Genomic DNA, 16,588 nt, shown 5'->3' on the forward strand with positions numbered 1-16,588 from the left:
ATCACTCCTGTAAACTAAGCTTTATATAGCTATTATATCAGTGTTATATGGTATAGTAATATTATAATAACATAATTTATGATTTGATTTATAATAATTTTGTGTATATGTTTTTAATTTTAATGTCAACTGGCGAGAAACCGCCCGCATCTTTGATTAAATAAATTCTTAGGGGTGTATATACTTGAAATTTATGAAAAAATATATAGATAAGTATTGGAAAGGATTTTCCCTCGCGATAGTATGCCTTACGGTAGAGGCGTTATGCGATCTTATGCAGCCTACAATAATGTCTGATATAGTGGATATAGGTGTAGCATATAGAGATGCGGATTATATAATCAGAAACGGTCTGATAATGCTTGGAATTACTGCCATTGGAGCCTTGGGAGCTTCAGGACGCAATATATTGTCTGGAACTGTGTCGCAGAATTTTAGTGCAGATCTGAGGGAGGATTTATTTAAAAAAGTTCAGGGATTCTCTTTTGAGAGCATTGACAAATTTGAGAGAAGCTCTCTTATAACACGGCTTACAAATGATGTAACTCAAATCCAGAACTTTGTGAATGGACTTATGAGAATAGCTGTGAAGGCACCTATTCTATGTGTGGGAAGCATAATTATGGCATCCAGACTGAATTTGCGTCTTTCGGTGGTAATTTTTGCTGCAATATCTATTGTAGCAGTGTTGATATTTTTAAATGTGAATATTGGGTATCCGTATTTTATAAAAGTCCAGCAGGCCTTAGACAAGGTAAACTCAGTAATGAGGGAATACCTGTCGGGAGTAAGAGTTGTAAAGGCATTTAACAGATCAGATTATGAAAATAAAAGATTTAAAGGTTTCAATGAAGAGCTCGGGACATTATCAACCAGGGCAATGAGGGTTGTATCCATATTTTCCCCGGGCATAAATTTGGTAATAAATTTGGGAATAGTATCTGTGCTCTGGATTGGGGGAATATACGTGAACAGAGGCACCATGAAGGTAGGGCAGATAATTGCATTTACAAATTATATGACACAGATATTGTATTCAATTATGATCATATCTGCAGTTTTTAATACATTTGTGAGATTTAAAGCCTCTGCCAGCAGGATCTCTAAGGTGTTTGAAGAAAGAAGCAGCTTTAGCTCCAACAATTCTATTTTAAATATTGATAAAGCGGGTAAAATAGAATTTGAAAATGTAAGTTTTGCTTATGCCAATGGCCACCGGATTATTAAAAATATAAGTTTTACCTGTATTCCAGGAGAGACCCTGGGAATTATAGGAGCCACAGGATCAGGTAAGAGCACTTTGGTAAGCCTAATTCCCAGATTCTATGACGTTACTTCTGGAATTATAAAAATTGGTGGAGTGGATATAAAAAATATAGATGAAAAGATATTGAGGAATAAAATAGCTCTTGTGCCGCAAGAGACTGTATTGTTTACAGGAAGTGTGCTTGAGAATATAAGATGGGGAAAAGAAGATGCTTCTCTAGAAGAGGTTAGGGAAGCTGCTCAAGCTGCGGAAGTGGATGAATTTATTTCAAAATTTCCAGAAAAATATGATACAAAGCTTGGACAGGGAGGAGTAAATTTTTCAGGAGGACAAAAACAGAGGGTCTCTATAGCCAGGGCACTTATAAAAAAGCCTGAGGTGCTCATACTTGATGATTGTACTAGTGCGGTAGATGCATCTACGGAAGTAAAAATTAGAAAAAAATTAAAAAAATATTCGGATAACCTTACCTGTATAATAATTGCGCAAAAAATATCTTCTGTTATGTCTGCAGATAAAATAATTGTTTTGGACAGTGGAAAACTGGTAGGTATTGGGAGGCATGAGGAACTTATAAAGAACTGTCAGGTATATAAAGATATATTTTTGTCCCAGGTTGGAAGGGAGAAGTTATGATATATGGATAAAAAATTTAAATATGACAAAAGCAGTATCAGAATGCCTCTTGGACCAAGGAGAGGTGTAAAAGGTAAAGGCAGCATTAAGCCAGTTGAAAAGCCTAAAAATTTTAGGAAGACTTTGTTCAGATTGTGGAGATATTTTGGAAGTGAAAGAAGACTTCTAATTATAATTTTTATATTTGTGATACTGGATTCCATAGTGTCGTTTTTAGGACCTTATTTCATAGGGAAATCTATTGATGCCATGTCCTCAGGATTGAAGGTAAGAGTGGACTTCGGCCTGCTGTTTATGGTGGTCATGCTGCTTTTATTCACATATATACTAGATGGAGTGCTGACTTTTTTTCAAAGCTGGCTTATAGCTGGAACAGCCCAAAGAATAATAATAAGACTCAGGGAAAATTTATTTAATAAGCTTCAGAAGCTTCCAATATCTTTTTTTGACAGAAATACCCATGGGGAGATAATGAGCAGGCTCACCAATGATATAGAAAATGTGAGTTCTACCATATCGCAGTCTACCACCCAGCTCATGTCATCAGTGGTGACAGTATTTGGATCTTTTGTAATGATGCTTGTTTTGAGCCCTATTATGACTTTTGTGAGCCTTATTACAGTTCCACTGGTGTTTTTACTTACCAAGAGTATAGCAAAGAATACAAGCAAATTATTTAAGACTCAGCAGATAGAACTTGGGAAATTGAATGGTCATATAGAGGAATCCATATCAGGACTTCAGGTAATAAAAGCTTTTAACCATGAAGAAAAAATCATAGAGAAATTTAATCTAATGAATCGTAGGTTGTGTAAAGTGGGATTAAAGGCCCAAATACTGTCCGGGTTTTTAATGCCAATTATGAATGTCATAAACAATATAGGATTTGCTGCAGTAGCCGGAGTTGGTGGGATTTTAGCTGTAAAGGATATTATAACCGTAGGAGTTATAGCCAGCTTCTTAAGCTATTCAAGGCAATTTACCAGACCCCTAAATAGTATAGCAAGTATATTTAATACCCTCCAGTCAGCTGTTGCAGGTGCGGAAAGAGTATTTGAAATATTGGATGAGGAAGAGGAATTAAAGGACACATCTGGAGCGAAAATACTTGAAGATTGTAAAGGCCGTATTGTTTTTGAAAATGTATGTTTTAGATATAGGGAAGATGTCGAGGTATTGAAGAATATAAATCTTGAAATAAATCCAGGTACCAGTGTAGCTTTGGTTGGGCCTACAGGAGCAGGTAAAACCACTATCGTAAATCTGCTAAATAGGTTCTACGACGTATCCAGCGGGAGAATTTTTATTGATGGGGTGGACATCAGAGATTATACCAGGGACAGCCTTAGAAAATGCTTTGGTATAGTTCTTCAGGATACCTATCTTTTTACAGGCACCATATTTGAGAACATCAGATATGGTAATCTGGATGCAGATTATTCTCAAGTAAAAAAAGTTGCGGAATCAGTAGGTGCAGATAAATTTATTGAAAAGCTTCCAGAAGGATACAATACTATGATTCAAGAGGGAGGAAGCAATTTAAGCCAGGGCGAAAGGCAGATAATATCCATAGCAAGGGCTGTACTTTCAAATCCTTCTATACTTATTTTGGATGAAGCTACCAGCAGTATAGATACTAGAACGGAAATTGGGATACAGAAAGCTATGTTTAAACTTATGGAGGATAGGACTAGCTTTATTATTGCCCATAGGCTCAGCACTATAAAGTATTCTGATATCATAATGGTTATAAAAGATGGTAGAATAGTGGAACTTGGAAATCATAAGGATTTAATAGATAGAAAAGGTGTATATTATAATATGTATTACAACCAGATTGTCTCAAGCAGCTCTCAGGGTTCATAAGTAAATCTGGATAAAACAGGGTATTATCCTGAGATATAGTCGAAAATTAGAAATCCCGTATATTTAAGACAGATAAAAGGGCAGAGGACTGCTCTTTTTAATTTTTGCAAAAAATACTGAATTATTATCTTGACATCATAAAAAATTGTGATAATATTAATTATGATATTCGTATAAACAAATTAGTTTTGTATATGCGAACAAAATAAAGAAGAATTAGCTTTATCAATTGTCAAATTGCCGATACGCGCAGCAGGATATAGCTATTACAAAATAAGCTTTGAATTTAATCTAAAATTTTTATTGAAGGAGAGATAACACGTGAAAAAGGCTAAATTTTTAACTCCTGTAATTACTGCATTTGATGCTGAGGGAAATTTAGATGTCCAGGCAAATAAAAATGTTTATGACTATCTTATTGACTCAGGTATAGATGGTTTAGTTGTTATGGGCAGTACAGGTGAATTCTATGCAATGTCTATTGAACAGAGGAAAGAATTGATTGATCTTGTTGTTCCCTATGTAAATAAGAGAACAAAGACTATTATTGGTACAGGCTGTATGACAATAGAAGATACAATTGAACTTTCCAATTACGCTATTGGTGTTGGAGCGGATGCTGTTATTGTTGTTAGTCCGTATTATTTTGGTTTAACGGATGCAAATTTGGATTTTTACTATGGAGAAATCGCAAAAGCTGTAAAGGGTAATATTTATTTATATAATTTTCCTGACAGAACAGGATATGATCTATCACCGGAATTTACACTTAATTTGTTGAGAAAACATGGCAATATTGTTGGATATAAAGATACGGTATCAGAAATGGGACATACTAGAAAGCTGATCAAAACCGTACAGAATGAATTTCCTGGATTTGAGGTATTTTCAGGATTTGATGAAAATTTTGTCCATAATATTCTTGTAGGTGGAAGCGGTTGCATTAGTGCACTTTCAAATCTTTATCCAGAGATTTTTGTAAATTGGGTGAAATCGGTTAATAATAAAAATATCGCTAAAATAGCTGAAATTCAAAATTGTGTTGATAAAATGTCAGAATTATATGAGATAAGCCAGTGTTTTATTCCTATTCTAAAGAAAGCAATGATGTTTAAAGGTTTAGATATTAAAGACTACTGTAAAACTCCTTTTCTTCAGGCAGATGAAAAGCAAACCAATGCAATTAAGGAACTGATGGAAGAGGTAGATCATATAATCTCATAAAAATTGCTACTTAGCCATATGTTTTGTTAATTAAGTTATCAAAATAATTTTAATTATAGAGAGGAAGGGTTAATTGTGTCATTAAAATCAATTTTTGGTGAAGAAAAAGCAGCTTTGTATAAAATTCACACTCATGCAGAAGGGCCTAAGGGTTCGCTTCCACTTACTCCGGAATTGTTGAAAAAATTACCTAGCGGTAATGTATTCGGAATGACTTTAAGTGCCGGTATGGGATGGGAGCCATCTAAACTCTTGGGTGGTGACGTGCTGATACTCAGCAATCAAGGTGGTGTTCGTGATAATGACGGTACTCCAATAGCTTTAGGATTACACACAGGTCACTTTGAATTGGGATTGCAGGTAAGAGCGGCATCTGAAGAGATCAAGAAACTTGGAGGCGTTCCTTATGCTGCATACGTAACAGATCCATGTGACGGACGCAGCCAGGGTACAACAGGAATGTTTGATTCTCTGCCTTATCGTAATGATGCGGCAATAGTACTACGACGTTTAATTCGTTCACTGCCGACACGACGTGCAATAATTGGTGTAGCTTCATGTGATAAAGGACTGCCTTCCATGATGATGGCGCTGGTGTCTATGCATGATTTGCCAGCTATCATTGTTCCTGGTGGTGCAACACTTCAACCTATAAAAGGGGAAGATGCAGGAACTATTCAAACTATTGGAGTTAGATTTGCCAACAATGAGCTTTCATTTGAGGATGCCTGCCGATTGGGATGCAAAGCTTGTGCTTCTGCAGGCGGTGGATGCCAGTTCTTGGGAACAGCTGGTACTTCACAGGTTATTGCCGAAGCATTGGGAATAGCGTTGACTCACTCTGCTTTATCACCTTCAGGTCAGCCGATATGGGAAGAAATTGCTAAGCAGTCAGCTAGGGCAGTTTTGGATATGGCTGATAATGGAATAACTACCAGGGATATTGTTACAGATAAAGCTATTGAAAATGCCATGGTGGTTCATGCTGCTTTTGGTGGATCGACGAACTTGCTCCTTCATCTGCCTGCAATTGCACATGCTGCCGGTTGTAAAATTCCAACTGTGAAAGACTGGGCAAGGGTTAATAGGGAAGTTCCCCGTTTAGTAAGTGTTCTTCCTATGGGACCGGTTAATTACCCAACAGTTTGCGCATTTTTAGCAGGAGGAGTTCCTGAAGTTATGCTTCATTTAAGAAAACTTGGACTTTTGCATGAAGACGTTCTTACCGTTACAGGGGAAACACTTGGAGCTAATCTTGATTGGTGGGAAAAATCTGAAAGACGTGTACAGTGTAGAAAACGTTTGGTTGAAGTAGATGGATTTGATCCTGATGAAATTATAATGAGCCCAAGCAGGGCAAAAGAAAGGGGATTGACATCAACAGTAACTTTTCCTATGGGAAATATTGCTCCTCAAGGTTCGGTGGTAAAATCAACAGCTATTGATCCATCTGTTATAGATGATGATGGAGTATTTAGACACACTGGAAAAGCTAAGGTTTTCACCTCTGAAAAATCAGCTATTAAAGCGCTTAAAGATGTTGGAAAGATCAAGGCTGGAGATATAATGGTTGTCATGGGTGGAGGTCCGATGGGAACAGGTATGGAGGAGACATATCAGTTGACATCTGCTTTAAAACATCTATCTTTTGGTAAACATGTTTCCTTGATCACAGATGCACGTTTTTCCGGTGTTTCTACAGGTGCTTGTTTTGGTCATGTAGGTCCTGAGGCATTGGCAGGAGGCCCTCTTGGGAAGCTTCGTGATGGAGATGTTATTGAAATTATAGTTGACACCAATAAGCTTGAGGGATCGATTAATTTTATTGGAACTGAGGATAAAAAACTTTCTTATGAAGAAGCAGCCAAAGTACTAGAAGCACGTGAACCTAATCCAGATCTTGAGCCTGATCCAGATCTTCCAGATGATACAAAACTATGGGCGGCACTTCAGTCTGTCAGCGGTGGAACCTGGAGTGGAAGCGTATATGATGTAGATAAAATTATTAAAGTTATTGAAGAAGGCAAAAAAGCGCTGGATAAGCAATAATTATTTAAATTTTAAGGGGGAATGATTATGAATGACAATATAAATTCCTTAATTGTAGACAAAAAAGATAATGTGGCTGTGGCTATGGTGGAACTAAATACCGGGGATACAGCTGTGTACAAGATTGGTGATGAATTGAAAAAGGTTACTATCGTGGACAACGTACCTGTCTATCATAAATTTTCGGTATCCAATATAAGTGAAGGAGATAAAATTTACAAATACGGGCAGGTAATAGGCAGGGCCGTAAAAGATATAAAAATAGGAGAGCATGTTCATCTGCACAATTTAATAAGCATAAGGGAAAATATATAACAAGATAGAGGGAAGGAGGATGATATTATGAAATTTATGGGATACAGAAGGCCCGATGGAAAGGTTGGAGTGAGAAATAAGGTTCTTGTGCTGCCTACCTGTGCATGCTCCAGTGAAACCTGCAGGATAGTCGCAGGGCAGGTAACAGGAGCTGTCAGCATAATCAATCAGAATGGATGTGGTCAGGCGAAGGGAGATCTTGATATTACTGTAAAGGTATTAGTTGGCCTGGCAGCAAATCCAAATGTATACGGTACAGTTCTCATAGGACTGGGATGTGAGAATGCCCAGCCTGATGAGGTTTCAAAGTTGATAAAAGCTGTTACAAACAAACCGTTGAAGAAATTGGTAATTCAAGAGGAGGGAGGTACAAGTGCTACTATAGCCAAGGGAATTGAATATGCAAGGGAGATGGCACAGGAGGCATCTGAACTTGAAAGGGAAGAAGCTGATATATCTGAACTCATAGTAGGTACGGAATGCGGAGGATCTGATCCAACTTCCGGGCTGGCAGCCAATCCGGTTCTTGGTGATATGAGTGACAGGCTGGTGGATCTGGGATCGACTTCAATATTGTGTGAGACAACTGAATTCATAGGTGCGGAGCATCTGCTCGCAGCCAGGGGAGCTACTCCTGAAATAAGCGATAGGATTATATCAATAGTCAAGAGATATGAAAAGCATTTAAAGACTGCAGGGGAAGACTTAAGGGAAGGAAACCCATCGCCTGGCAATAAGGCAGGGGGCATAAGCACCATTGAGGAAAAATCCCTGGGATGCATACACAAGGGAGGACACAGGCAAATAGTAGAAGTAGTTGATTATGCTTATTTTCCAAGTAAAAAGGGATTGGTCATAATGGATACACCGGGTTTTGATATAGCATCTGTGACAGGGCTTGCAGCAGGAGGATGCCAGATAATAGTGTTTACTACGGGAAGGGGAACTCCTACGGGCAATATAATATCGCCGGTGCTGAAAGTGACGGGCAACAAATATACCTTTGAAAAGATGAAGGGAAATATAGATTTTGATGCAAGCGGAATTCTATCGGGAAAAGATACGGTAGAACAGCTGGGCGAGAAACTGCTGAATGAAGTCATCCATGTGGCAGAGGGAAAAGTTACAAAGGCAGAAGCATTGGGCTTCAATGATACTGCAATATGCAGAGTGTGCAACTATGTGTAGGTTATTTGTTTGAATGAGAATTATTTATAGTATTTTAAGGAGGAATTCAAATGCAAAAAAGTATAGATAAAATACCCAGTGGACGTTGGATTCATATAATCCCACCTGCAATACTGGTTTATATAGTAGCATTTATGGATCGTACAAATATAGGTTTTGCAATGGCAGGAGGAATGAGTGAAGAGCTAGCTATGACAGCTAGTATTACGGGTCTTGCTGCAGGAATATTCTTTGTAGGGTATCTGTTTCTGCAGGTACCTGGTGGTCAAATAGCTGAAAAGGGAAGTGCCAAGAAATTTATAGCCTATTCCATTTTAGCCTGGGGTGGACTTGCAGTTGTATCAGGATTTGTCAAGAATGTACCACAGCTGCTTGCAATTCGTTTTCTGTTGGGAGTTGCTGAAGGTGGTGTTTGGCCCGCAATACTTACCATTATAAGTCATTGGTTTCCAAATGAAGAAAGGGGAAGGGCAAATGCATATTTTATAATGAATGTGCCTATAGCTTCCATAATAACCGGACCTCTTTCCGGGTGGATTATAACTGCGTACAGCTGGCGTGCCGTTTTTGTAATAGAAGGCATAATATCCCTTGCACTTATACTGGTTTGGCTTCCGCTTATAAGTGACAGGCCTGAAGATGCTAAGTGGATATCTAAAGAAGAAAAAGAGTATATTACACGAAAAATAAAAGAAGAGCAGGAAAATATAAAAGATCTGGAGGGAACTGCAGTATCTTTTAAAGATATATTCTCCAATATAAATATGTGGAAATTGATTATAATATATTTTTGCTATCAGACCGGAATATATGGTTTCTCGCTGTGGCTTCCAACTTTGATAAAAGAACTTACTAAATCAGGAATGAATGGTGTGGGGTGGTTGTCTACATTGCCGTATATAGGCACTATAGTTGGACTGTATGTATTTTCTCATCTATCTGACAAAAGCGGAAATAGAAGACTGCATACTGCATTACCTTTGATCGGATTTTCCATATGTTTGTTGCTGTCAGTTCAAACCAAATCCAATATATGGCTGTCATTTGCATTTTTAATTGGATGCGGTGTATTTCTTCAAGCAGCTTCAAGCGTATTCTGGACAATACCACCTATATTGTTTAATGCTGAAATGGCAGGTGGTGCCAGAGGAGTTATAAATGCACTGGGAAATCTGGGAGGCTTCTTGGGACCGTATATAGTTGGATGGCTGACTATGAAATACAGTTCTGGTATAGGGATTTATAGTTTAGTAATAATTTTGGCAATTGGATTTTTAGTGACGGTATCATTACCGAAAGAGACATCTAAAAGTGAACAATTATAAATGAATTATTTTGAGCATGTATGAAATACCAAATGAATGGGAGATGTAAATATGGAGTCTTTGGATTTAAGTAAATTTCCTAAAATAGAATTACCCAGGTTCTTGAAAATAAAGCAGAATTTTGAGAAAGATAGAGTTGAAAATATAGAACTTGAAGTGGCGGATAAAGTAAGACAGAGTATAAAAAATATGGATTTGAAAGGCAAGAGAATTGCAGTGGGTGTTGGCAGCCGTGGAGTTGCAAATATAGCTAAAATGGCTAAGACAGTTGTGGACTGCCTGAAAGGAGCTGGAGCAGAGCCATTTATCATACCTGCCATGGGAAGTCATGGCGGGGCCACACCGGAGGGTCAGGCAGGAATTTTAGCCTCTTATGGTATTACGGAGGAAGCAATGGGGGTCAAGGTAGATGCATCTGTAGATGTTGAGCCTATTGGAGAATATGAACCGGGATTGACTGTCTATGTTGCCAAAAGTGCTCTGGAGGCCGATGGAGTGGTTATAATTCCCAGAATAAAACCGCATACCTGTTTTAGAGGCAGGGTTGAAAGCGGTGCCTGCAAAATGCTCGTTATAGGTCTTGGGAAGCAGCGGGGGGCGGATTCAGTTCACAGTAAGGGATTTGAAAGATTCCATGAGCTTATACCCGGAGTTGGGTGCATGATAGCTAAGAGGATCAAGCTGCTTTTTGCCGTATCCACAGTTGAAAATGCCTATGATGATACCTATAAGATAACCATACTTACGAAAGATGAGATACTTGGATTGGAGAAGGAAGAAGCTCTTCTTGAAGAGAGCAGAAAAAGGATGGCCCAGATACTCATACCGAAATTTGACGTACTTATAATAGGGGAGATAGGCAAGAATATAAGCGGAGATGGACAGGATCCCAACGTGACAGGGCTGTATTTTACCAAATGTGCCAGCGGAGGACCTGAATTTAAGAAATGCGTGATATTGGATGTGACAGATGAGTCCCATGGAAATACAAATGGAGTGGGAATGGCTGATGTCACGACTAGAAAGCTATTTGATAAAATAGATTTTATCTCGATGTATACAAATTGTTTTACAAGTACTGAAATAGAACCTGCTAAGATACCTATGGTTGCCAGGAATACGGAAGATGCTGTGAGGATAGCAGTCAAATTGTGCAATGGTATAAAAAGTAAGCAGCATAAGATAGTCTGGATTAAAAACACCATGGAGCTGGGGAAAATATTGGTAAGCGAACCTCTGCTGCCCGAAGTTGAAAAAAATCCCAAGCTTGAAATTTTAACTGGCCCTAAAGAGATTGAATTTGAAAAGGGCGAACCTGTAGATATATGGTAGGTTAATTTGCAGTAGGCATTGAGGTTGTTTGACCGCCAATGGGCTTTTTGGAAGAAAGCCGATTGGTGGTTCTGTTTTTTATAAAAGTAACTTTGTAAGAGAGTGGATTATTGAATATTACTGTCAAAATATATATAATTAATTCTGTATATAATAATTTTTGTGAAAATTAGAATGGTGGGTATGAATATGACACATAAACCAACAGAAAGAGTCTTGAATATATTGAATCTTTTGTCAATTACCCCTAAGGGGTTAACTTTAACGGAGATTTCTGAAGCAATTAGTATACCTAAAAGTACTCTTTATCCTATTATGCAGACAATGCTGGAACGTAACTTTGTTTATCTTGAAAAAAATTCTCTAAAATATTCAATGGGAATTTCTGCTTTTTGTATTGGGGCATCTTATTCGCAAAATAAACATATGATAGATTTCATACAAAAAATAATGAAAAACATTGTAGCTGATATTGATGAAACCTGTCAGATGGGAGTTCTCGACGGAAGCGATGTATTATATGTATTAAAAGAGGATCCTGTAAAAGATATGGATATTCGTCTTATTTCCCATGTAGGGAAACGACTGCCAGCGTATTGTACAGCTCTAGGAAAAGCTCTATTGAGTGGGTATAAGATTGAAAAAATAAAATCACTTTATCCTGATGGTTTAAAAGCTGTTACAAAAAACACTATAACGGATTTTAATGTCCTAGAAGCACAATTAGAAAAGATTAGACAAACTAATGTGGCGTTAGAGGTTGAAGAAGTGACAAAATTTTTACGATGTTATGCGGTTCCTCTAGCTTCAAAGGGGAAAGTCATAGGAGCTATTAGTATAAGTATTCCGACTTTTCGAGCTACTGAGAAGAAAAATAAATTGGCAATTGAATTGTTATTAAAGGCAAAAGAAAAAATTGATTCTGTCAATTATAATTAAATTTCACCATAGGGTTTGGAAGATCCATCAGCTTCATTTAGCTGATGGATTTTTATCCGAACAAAATTTTATACATCCCTGTTCCAGGCTGCTGATTCTGGCTAGAGAATAGACTCTATACCCTTTTGATTCCAGCAATTTTCTTCCCGGCTGAAAGGATTTTTCGATAACTATGCCTATGCCTGAAACTTCAGCCCCGGCAGATTCAATCAGACGTATAGCTCCTGAGGCAGCTTCTCCTTTTGCTAAAAAATCATCTATGATTAAAATTCTATCTTTTGCAGTAATGTATTTTTTGGACAGAGTTAAGTTGTAATCTATGGATTTAGTAAAAGAATGTATGACGGTTTGATATATATTGTCGCTTAAAATTTTTGAAGTTTCCTTTTTTAATATCACCATAGGGAGTCCCATTTGAAGTGCTGTCATGGATGCTGGAGCAATTCCGGAACTCTCAACTGTAAATATTTTTGTGGGCTTGGCTTCTTTAAAATAATTTTTAAAATAAGTGCCTATTTCGTACATCAAATTTAAGTCCACCTGATGATTTAGAAAGGAATCTACTTTTAAAATATTTTTATCAATTACAAGTCCATCTTTCAAAATTCTTCTTTTTAATGAGTCCATTTTTATACCACCTTATATAATTATTTTTGGTATTTAAATGCCAAGTAAGAGTTGGATTTTAGAAAAACCGTACTGATTATTGGAATAATACTTATTATATAGAATATAGTTTACAACTTCAACTGTTGTTAATATTGGAAAATACATAATTTAGGAATATAATATATAGTATTATATTGTATTATAGGGAGTGGTTTAAGTGGATTTTTTAGAGCTCAGCAAAAAACGTTATTCTGTTCGAGAGTATGAAAGTAAAAAAGTAGAAGATGATAAACTTTCCAGGATATTAGAGGCGGCTAAAGTGGCACCTACAGCCTGCAACAATCAACCTCAGAGACTTATTGTAGTAAAAACTGAAGAGGGGCTTGAGAAGCTCAAAAAGGGAGCAAATGTATATGGGGCTCCATTGGCTGTAATTGTATGTGTGGATCGCAGTGAGTCATGGAAAAGACCTTTTGACAAGAAGGATATTGGAGATATAGATGCAGGTATAGTGGCCACTCATATGGTACTTGAGGCAGAAGAACTGGGATTAGGTACTATATGGATAGGTTATCTAGATCCCAAGGCAGTTAAAAGCGAATTCAACATTCCAGAAAATGTGGATCCAGTGAGCATCATAGGTATAGGTTATGCAAAAGGTCAGCCTGCGTCACCGAACAGACATAGTACTGAACGTAAACCTCTAGAAAAATGGGTAAATTATGAAACTTTCTAGGGCATACAAATGAAATTTCTGTTATCATAATAACACCACCATTAGAAGAAAATTAAATTCAGTGAACAGTTTTTAGCTGTTCACTGAATTTATCGGGCTATTATTTATGAAGGCCTTGATGTTATTACCTAAGAGTTCTACAAGTCTCTGTCTTGTTTCAATACATTTGCAGCCTATATGGGGAGTTAATATGACGTTTTTCATAGAAAAGAGAGGATTGCTTACGTCAAAAGGTTCCTTTTCCTGAACATCTAAAGCTGCACCTGCAATTATTCCCCTCTGTAAGGCTTCTATTAAATCCTTTTCATTTATTATGGCTCCTCTTGCAGTGTTTATAATAAACGAAGTGGATTTCATGAGTTTAAATTTATCCCTGTCAATGAGATGCTTTGTATCCTCTGTAAGAGGACAGTGAATGGATACGAAGTCACTTTTAGCCAGGAGTTCTTCTAAAGATACAAATTTTACGTTGGAAATTGGTTTTATACTTCTGTTATAGACCAGAACTTTCATATCCAGAGCCAGAGCTGTCTTTATAACGCGTTGTCCTATGGCACCAGCTCCAATTATGCCCAGAGTCTTATCTTTTATTTCAACATGCGGTACCTGGAGATCTTTGGTGAAATTGCTGAAGTTCCCTTCTTTCAACATTGTCTGCTGCAGGGTAATAGATGAACATAAGCTCAATATAAAGGTGATGGCAAGTTGTGCCACTGCATCTGTACTGTAGCCGGGTACGTTGCAAACCATAATATTTTTTTTACGGGCAGCTTCTATGTCTATATTGTTGTACCCTGTTCCAGCTTCACAGATAAGTTTTATAGAAGAGGGAAATTTACATATCAAATTGCCACTTAAAGGGAGTTCCTTGGTTACTACAATATTTTGGTCTTTAACTCTTTCTAGAATTTGGTCTTCACTGCTGCTGTCATACAATGCAACTTTAGTAAATTCATCTAATACTGAGAAATTAATTTTTCCATCAAAATTGATTTTGCTTGAATTTAAAAATACAGTATTTTTCATGTTAATCCTCCATGTTATATTACAAAATATTTTAAATTCAGTATAACTTTTGTGAAAATTGCTGTCAAATTGTTAAAGCATTTAAACTACCTATAATATTCTTGAATTTAATGAAGTGACCTGGGAAGAAGCTATAAAATATACAGCTGATAGACTCATGAAAATAAAGAATAAGTATGGAGCTGATTTTATAATGGGTACAGGATGTTCGAGAGGACCTGGGAATGAGGCAAATTATATTATGCAGAAATTCATGAGGGCTGTTGTTGGGACGAATAATGTGGATAATTGTGCCAGGGTCTGTCATGGACCCTCTGTGGCTGGACTTGCCAAGGTGCTGGGCAACGGAGCTATGTCCAATAGCATTCCTGAAATTGATAATGCGGATCTGATTTTTGTTTTTGGGTATAATCCTGCAGAATCTCATCCTATAGTTGCCAGAAGAATAGTGAAAGCCAGGGAAAAAGGTGCAAAGATAGTAGTGGTTGATCCCAGAATAACTGAAAGTGCCAGAATTTCAGACCTGTGGCTTCCAATAAAAGGCGGCACCAATATGGCCCTTGTAAATGGTTTTGCAAATGTCCTTGTAAACGAAGGATTGTATGATAGGAATTATGTGGAGAAATATACTGAAGGCTTTGAGGAATACAGCAGAATACTTGCAAAATATACACCTGAATATGTGGAAAAAATATCCAAAGTACCTGCGCAGAAGATAAGAAAAGCCATGGAAATGTATGCAGCTGCTAAAAGTCCAATGATACTTTATGGTATGGGAGTATGTCAGTTCGGGCAAGCTGTAGATGTGGTAAAGGGACTGGCTTCACTTGCCCTTCTTACAGGAAATTATGGAAGGCCAAGTGTGGGAATAGGGCCTGTCAGAGGACAGAACAATGTTCAGGGCGCCTGCGATATGGGTGCACTTCCCAATGTCTTTCCAGGATATCAAAGTGTAACGGATGAAAGTGTAAGGAATAAGTTTGAAAAAGCCTGGGGAGTTGAAAGACTTCCGGACAAAATAGGATATCACTTGACTGAGGTACCTGAATTGGTGCTTAAAGAGCATAAGTTAAAAGCATATTATATAATGGGAGAGGATTCAGTTCAAAGTGATCCAAATTCCAATGAACTTAAAAAGGCTTTGAATGAACTTGAATTTGTGGTGGTTCAGGATATATTCATGAATAAGACAACTTTATATGCAGATGTAATACTGCCTGCAACTTCCTGGGGGGAACATGAGGGTGTATATACGTCAGCAGACAGGGGATTTCAAAAATTCAACAAGGCAGTTGAACCTATAGGGGATATTAAGCCTGACTGGCAGATAATTTGCGAACTTGCCTCGGCTATGGGATATGAAATGCATTATGATAATACAAAGGAAATATGGGACGAGATGAGAGGACTTTGCCCTAAATTTGCAGGTGCAACTTATAAGAAAGTTGAAAGCTTGGAAGGTGTTTTATGGCCTTGTCCTTCGGAGGATCATCCCGGCACTTCCTACCTGTATGAAAATAATGAATTCAGCACTCCAAGCAAAAAAGGAATCCTGTTTGCTTCAGAATGGAGACCTACTGAGGAATCACCTGGCAGTGAATATCCTCTTAGCTTGTGTACTGTAAGGGAAATAGGACATTATTCGGTTAGGACCATGACAGGAAATTGCCGTGCCCTTCAGCAGCTTGAAGATGAGCCGGGAAGGATACAGATGAGTCCTGAAGATGCGGGAAAACTTAACATAAAAGATGGGCAGCTGGTCAGGGTGTCTTCTAGAAGGGGCTCAGTGATAAGCAGGGCCTATATAACAGACAGGGTAATGAGGGGATCTACCTATATGACTTATCAGTGGTGGATAGGTGCCTGTAATGAACTTACTGTGGATAATCTTGATCCAATATCAAAAACTCCTGAGTATAAATACTGTGCGGTAAAAGTTGAGCCCATAAAGGATCAGGACAGGGCTGAGGAACAGCTGAAGGAAAATTATAAAGATCTCCGAAAAAAAATGGGAGCCTTGAGTTAAAAATATTGAATAATTATCGTATTGATACAGTGCAGTGAAAAGTATAATGG

Annotated in this window: 12 protein-coding genes and 1 pseudogene; 11 read left to right on the forward strand and 2 right to left on the reverse strand. The window is 37.6% G+C overall.

The features are described 5' to 3' along the window. Positions 1 to 184 precede the first annotated feature (184 nt). The 9 genes from LN736_RS02970 (at position 185) to LN736_RS03010 (ending at position 12,141) form a co-directional block, all read left to right on the forward strand. On the forward strand, positions 185 to 1,903 hold the full coding sequence (locus tag LN736_RS02970) for an ABC transporter ATP-binding protein (protein ID WP_229980806.1): 1,719 nt from the start codon (positions 185 to 187) through the stop codon (positions 1,901 to 1,903). 3 nt (positions 1,904 to 1,906) lie between these two features. Next, positions 1,907 to 3,769, forward strand: coding sequence for an ABC transporter ATP-binding protein (locus LN736_RS02975; RefSeq protein WP_229980807.1), 1,863 nt, complete (start codon positions 1,907 to 1,909; stop codon positions 3,767 to 3,769). Positions 3,770 to 4,090: 321 nt separating this feature from the next. After that, positions 4,091 to 4,993 carry a dihydrodipicolinate synthase family protein gene (locus tag LN736_RS02980; protein ID WP_150356587.1) on the forward strand — a complete coding sequence of 301 codons (903 nt, stop codon included), beginning with the start codon at positions 4,091 to 4,093 and terminating at the stop codon, positions 4,991 to 4,993. A 75-nt stretch (positions 4,994 to 5,068) separates the two neighbouring features. Then, on the forward strand, positions 5,069 to 7,042 hold the full coding sequence (locus tag LN736_RS02985; protein WP_229980808.1) for a YjhG/YagF family D-xylonate dehydratase: 1,974 nt from the start codon (positions 5,069 to 5,071) through the stop codon (positions 7,040 to 7,042). A 27-nt stretch (positions 7,043 to 7,069) separates the two neighbouring features. Next, positions 7,070 to 7,357, forward strand: a complete 288-nt coding sequence (locus LN736_RS02990) for a UxaA family hydrolase (protein WP_179977031.1) — start codon at positions 7,070 to 7,072, stop codon at positions 7,355 to 7,357. A 27-nt stretch (positions 7,358 to 7,384) separates the two neighbouring features. Then, positions 7,385 to 8,545: a UxaA family hydrolase gene (locus tag LN736_RS02995; protein ID WP_229980809.1), complete on the forward strand. Its 1,161-nt coding sequence runs from the start codon at positions 7,385 to 7,387 to the stop codon at positions 8,543 to 8,545. A gap of 50 nt (positions 8,546 to 8,595) precedes the next feature. Beyond that, positions 8,596 to 9,870: an MFS transporter gene (locus tag LN736_RS03000; protein ID WP_150359063.1), complete on the forward strand. Its 1,275-nt coding sequence runs from the start codon at positions 8,596 to 8,598 to the stop codon at positions 9,868 to 9,870. Between the two features lie 51 nt (positions 9,871 to 9,921). Continuing rightward, positions 9,922 to 11,202: a nickel pincer cofactor-dependent isomerase, group 22 gene (locus tag LN736_RS03005; RefSeq protein WP_179977033.1), complete on the forward strand. Its 1,281-nt coding sequence runs from the start codon at positions 9,922 to 9,924 to the stop codon at positions 11,200 to 11,202. Between the two features lie 189 nt (positions 11,203 to 11,391). Beyond that, positions 11,392 to 12,141, forward strand: a complete 750-nt coding sequence (locus LN736_RS03010) for an IclR family transcriptional regulator (RefSeq protein WP_179977034.1) — start codon at positions 11,392 to 11,394, stop codon at positions 12,139 to 12,141. Positions 12,142 to 12,174: 33 nt separating this feature from the next. Here LN736_RS03010 and LN736_RS03015 read toward each other — a convergent pair whose 3' ends face one another. After that, positions 12,175 to 12,768, reverse strand: coding sequence for a xanthine phosphoribosyltransferase (locus LN736_RS03015; protein WP_179977035.1), 594 nt, complete (start codon positions 12,766 to 12,768; stop codon positions 12,175 to 12,177). Positions 12,769 to 12,967: 199 nt separating this feature from the next. On the opposite strand from LN736_RS03015, the gene LN736_RS03020 reads away from it, so the two are divergent. Beyond that, a complete protein-coding gene (locus tag LN736_RS03020; RefSeq protein ID WP_150355714.1) occupies positions 12,968 to 13,486 on the forward strand; it encodes a nitroreductase family protein in 519 nt (172 codons plus the stop codon). Between the two features lie 72 nt (positions 13,487 to 13,558). On the opposite strand, the gene LN736_RS03025 is transcribed toward LN736_RS03020, so the two are convergent. Next, positions 13,559 to 14,512: an NAD(P)-dependent oxidoreductase gene (locus LN736_RS03025; RefSeq protein WP_229980810.1), complete on the reverse strand. Its 954-nt coding sequence runs from the start codon at positions 14,510 to 14,512 to the stop codon at positions 13,559 to 13,561. Positions 14,513 to 14,624: 112 nt separating this feature from the next. Between LN736_RS03025 and fdhF the strand changes: the two are divergent. Continuing rightward, a pseudogene (gene fdhF, locus LN736_RS03030) lies at positions 14,625 to 16,538 on the forward strand (formate dehydrogenase subunit alpha); the annotation flags it as partial. Between the last annotated feature and the right edge of the window lie 50 nt (positions 16,539 to 16,588).

Origin of the sequence: Clostridium aromativorans (genome assembly GCF_020908015.1) — a bacterium.
Classification (GTDB): Bacteria; Bacillota; Clostridia; order Clostridiales; family Clostridiaceae; genus Clostridium_B; species Clostridium_B aromativorans.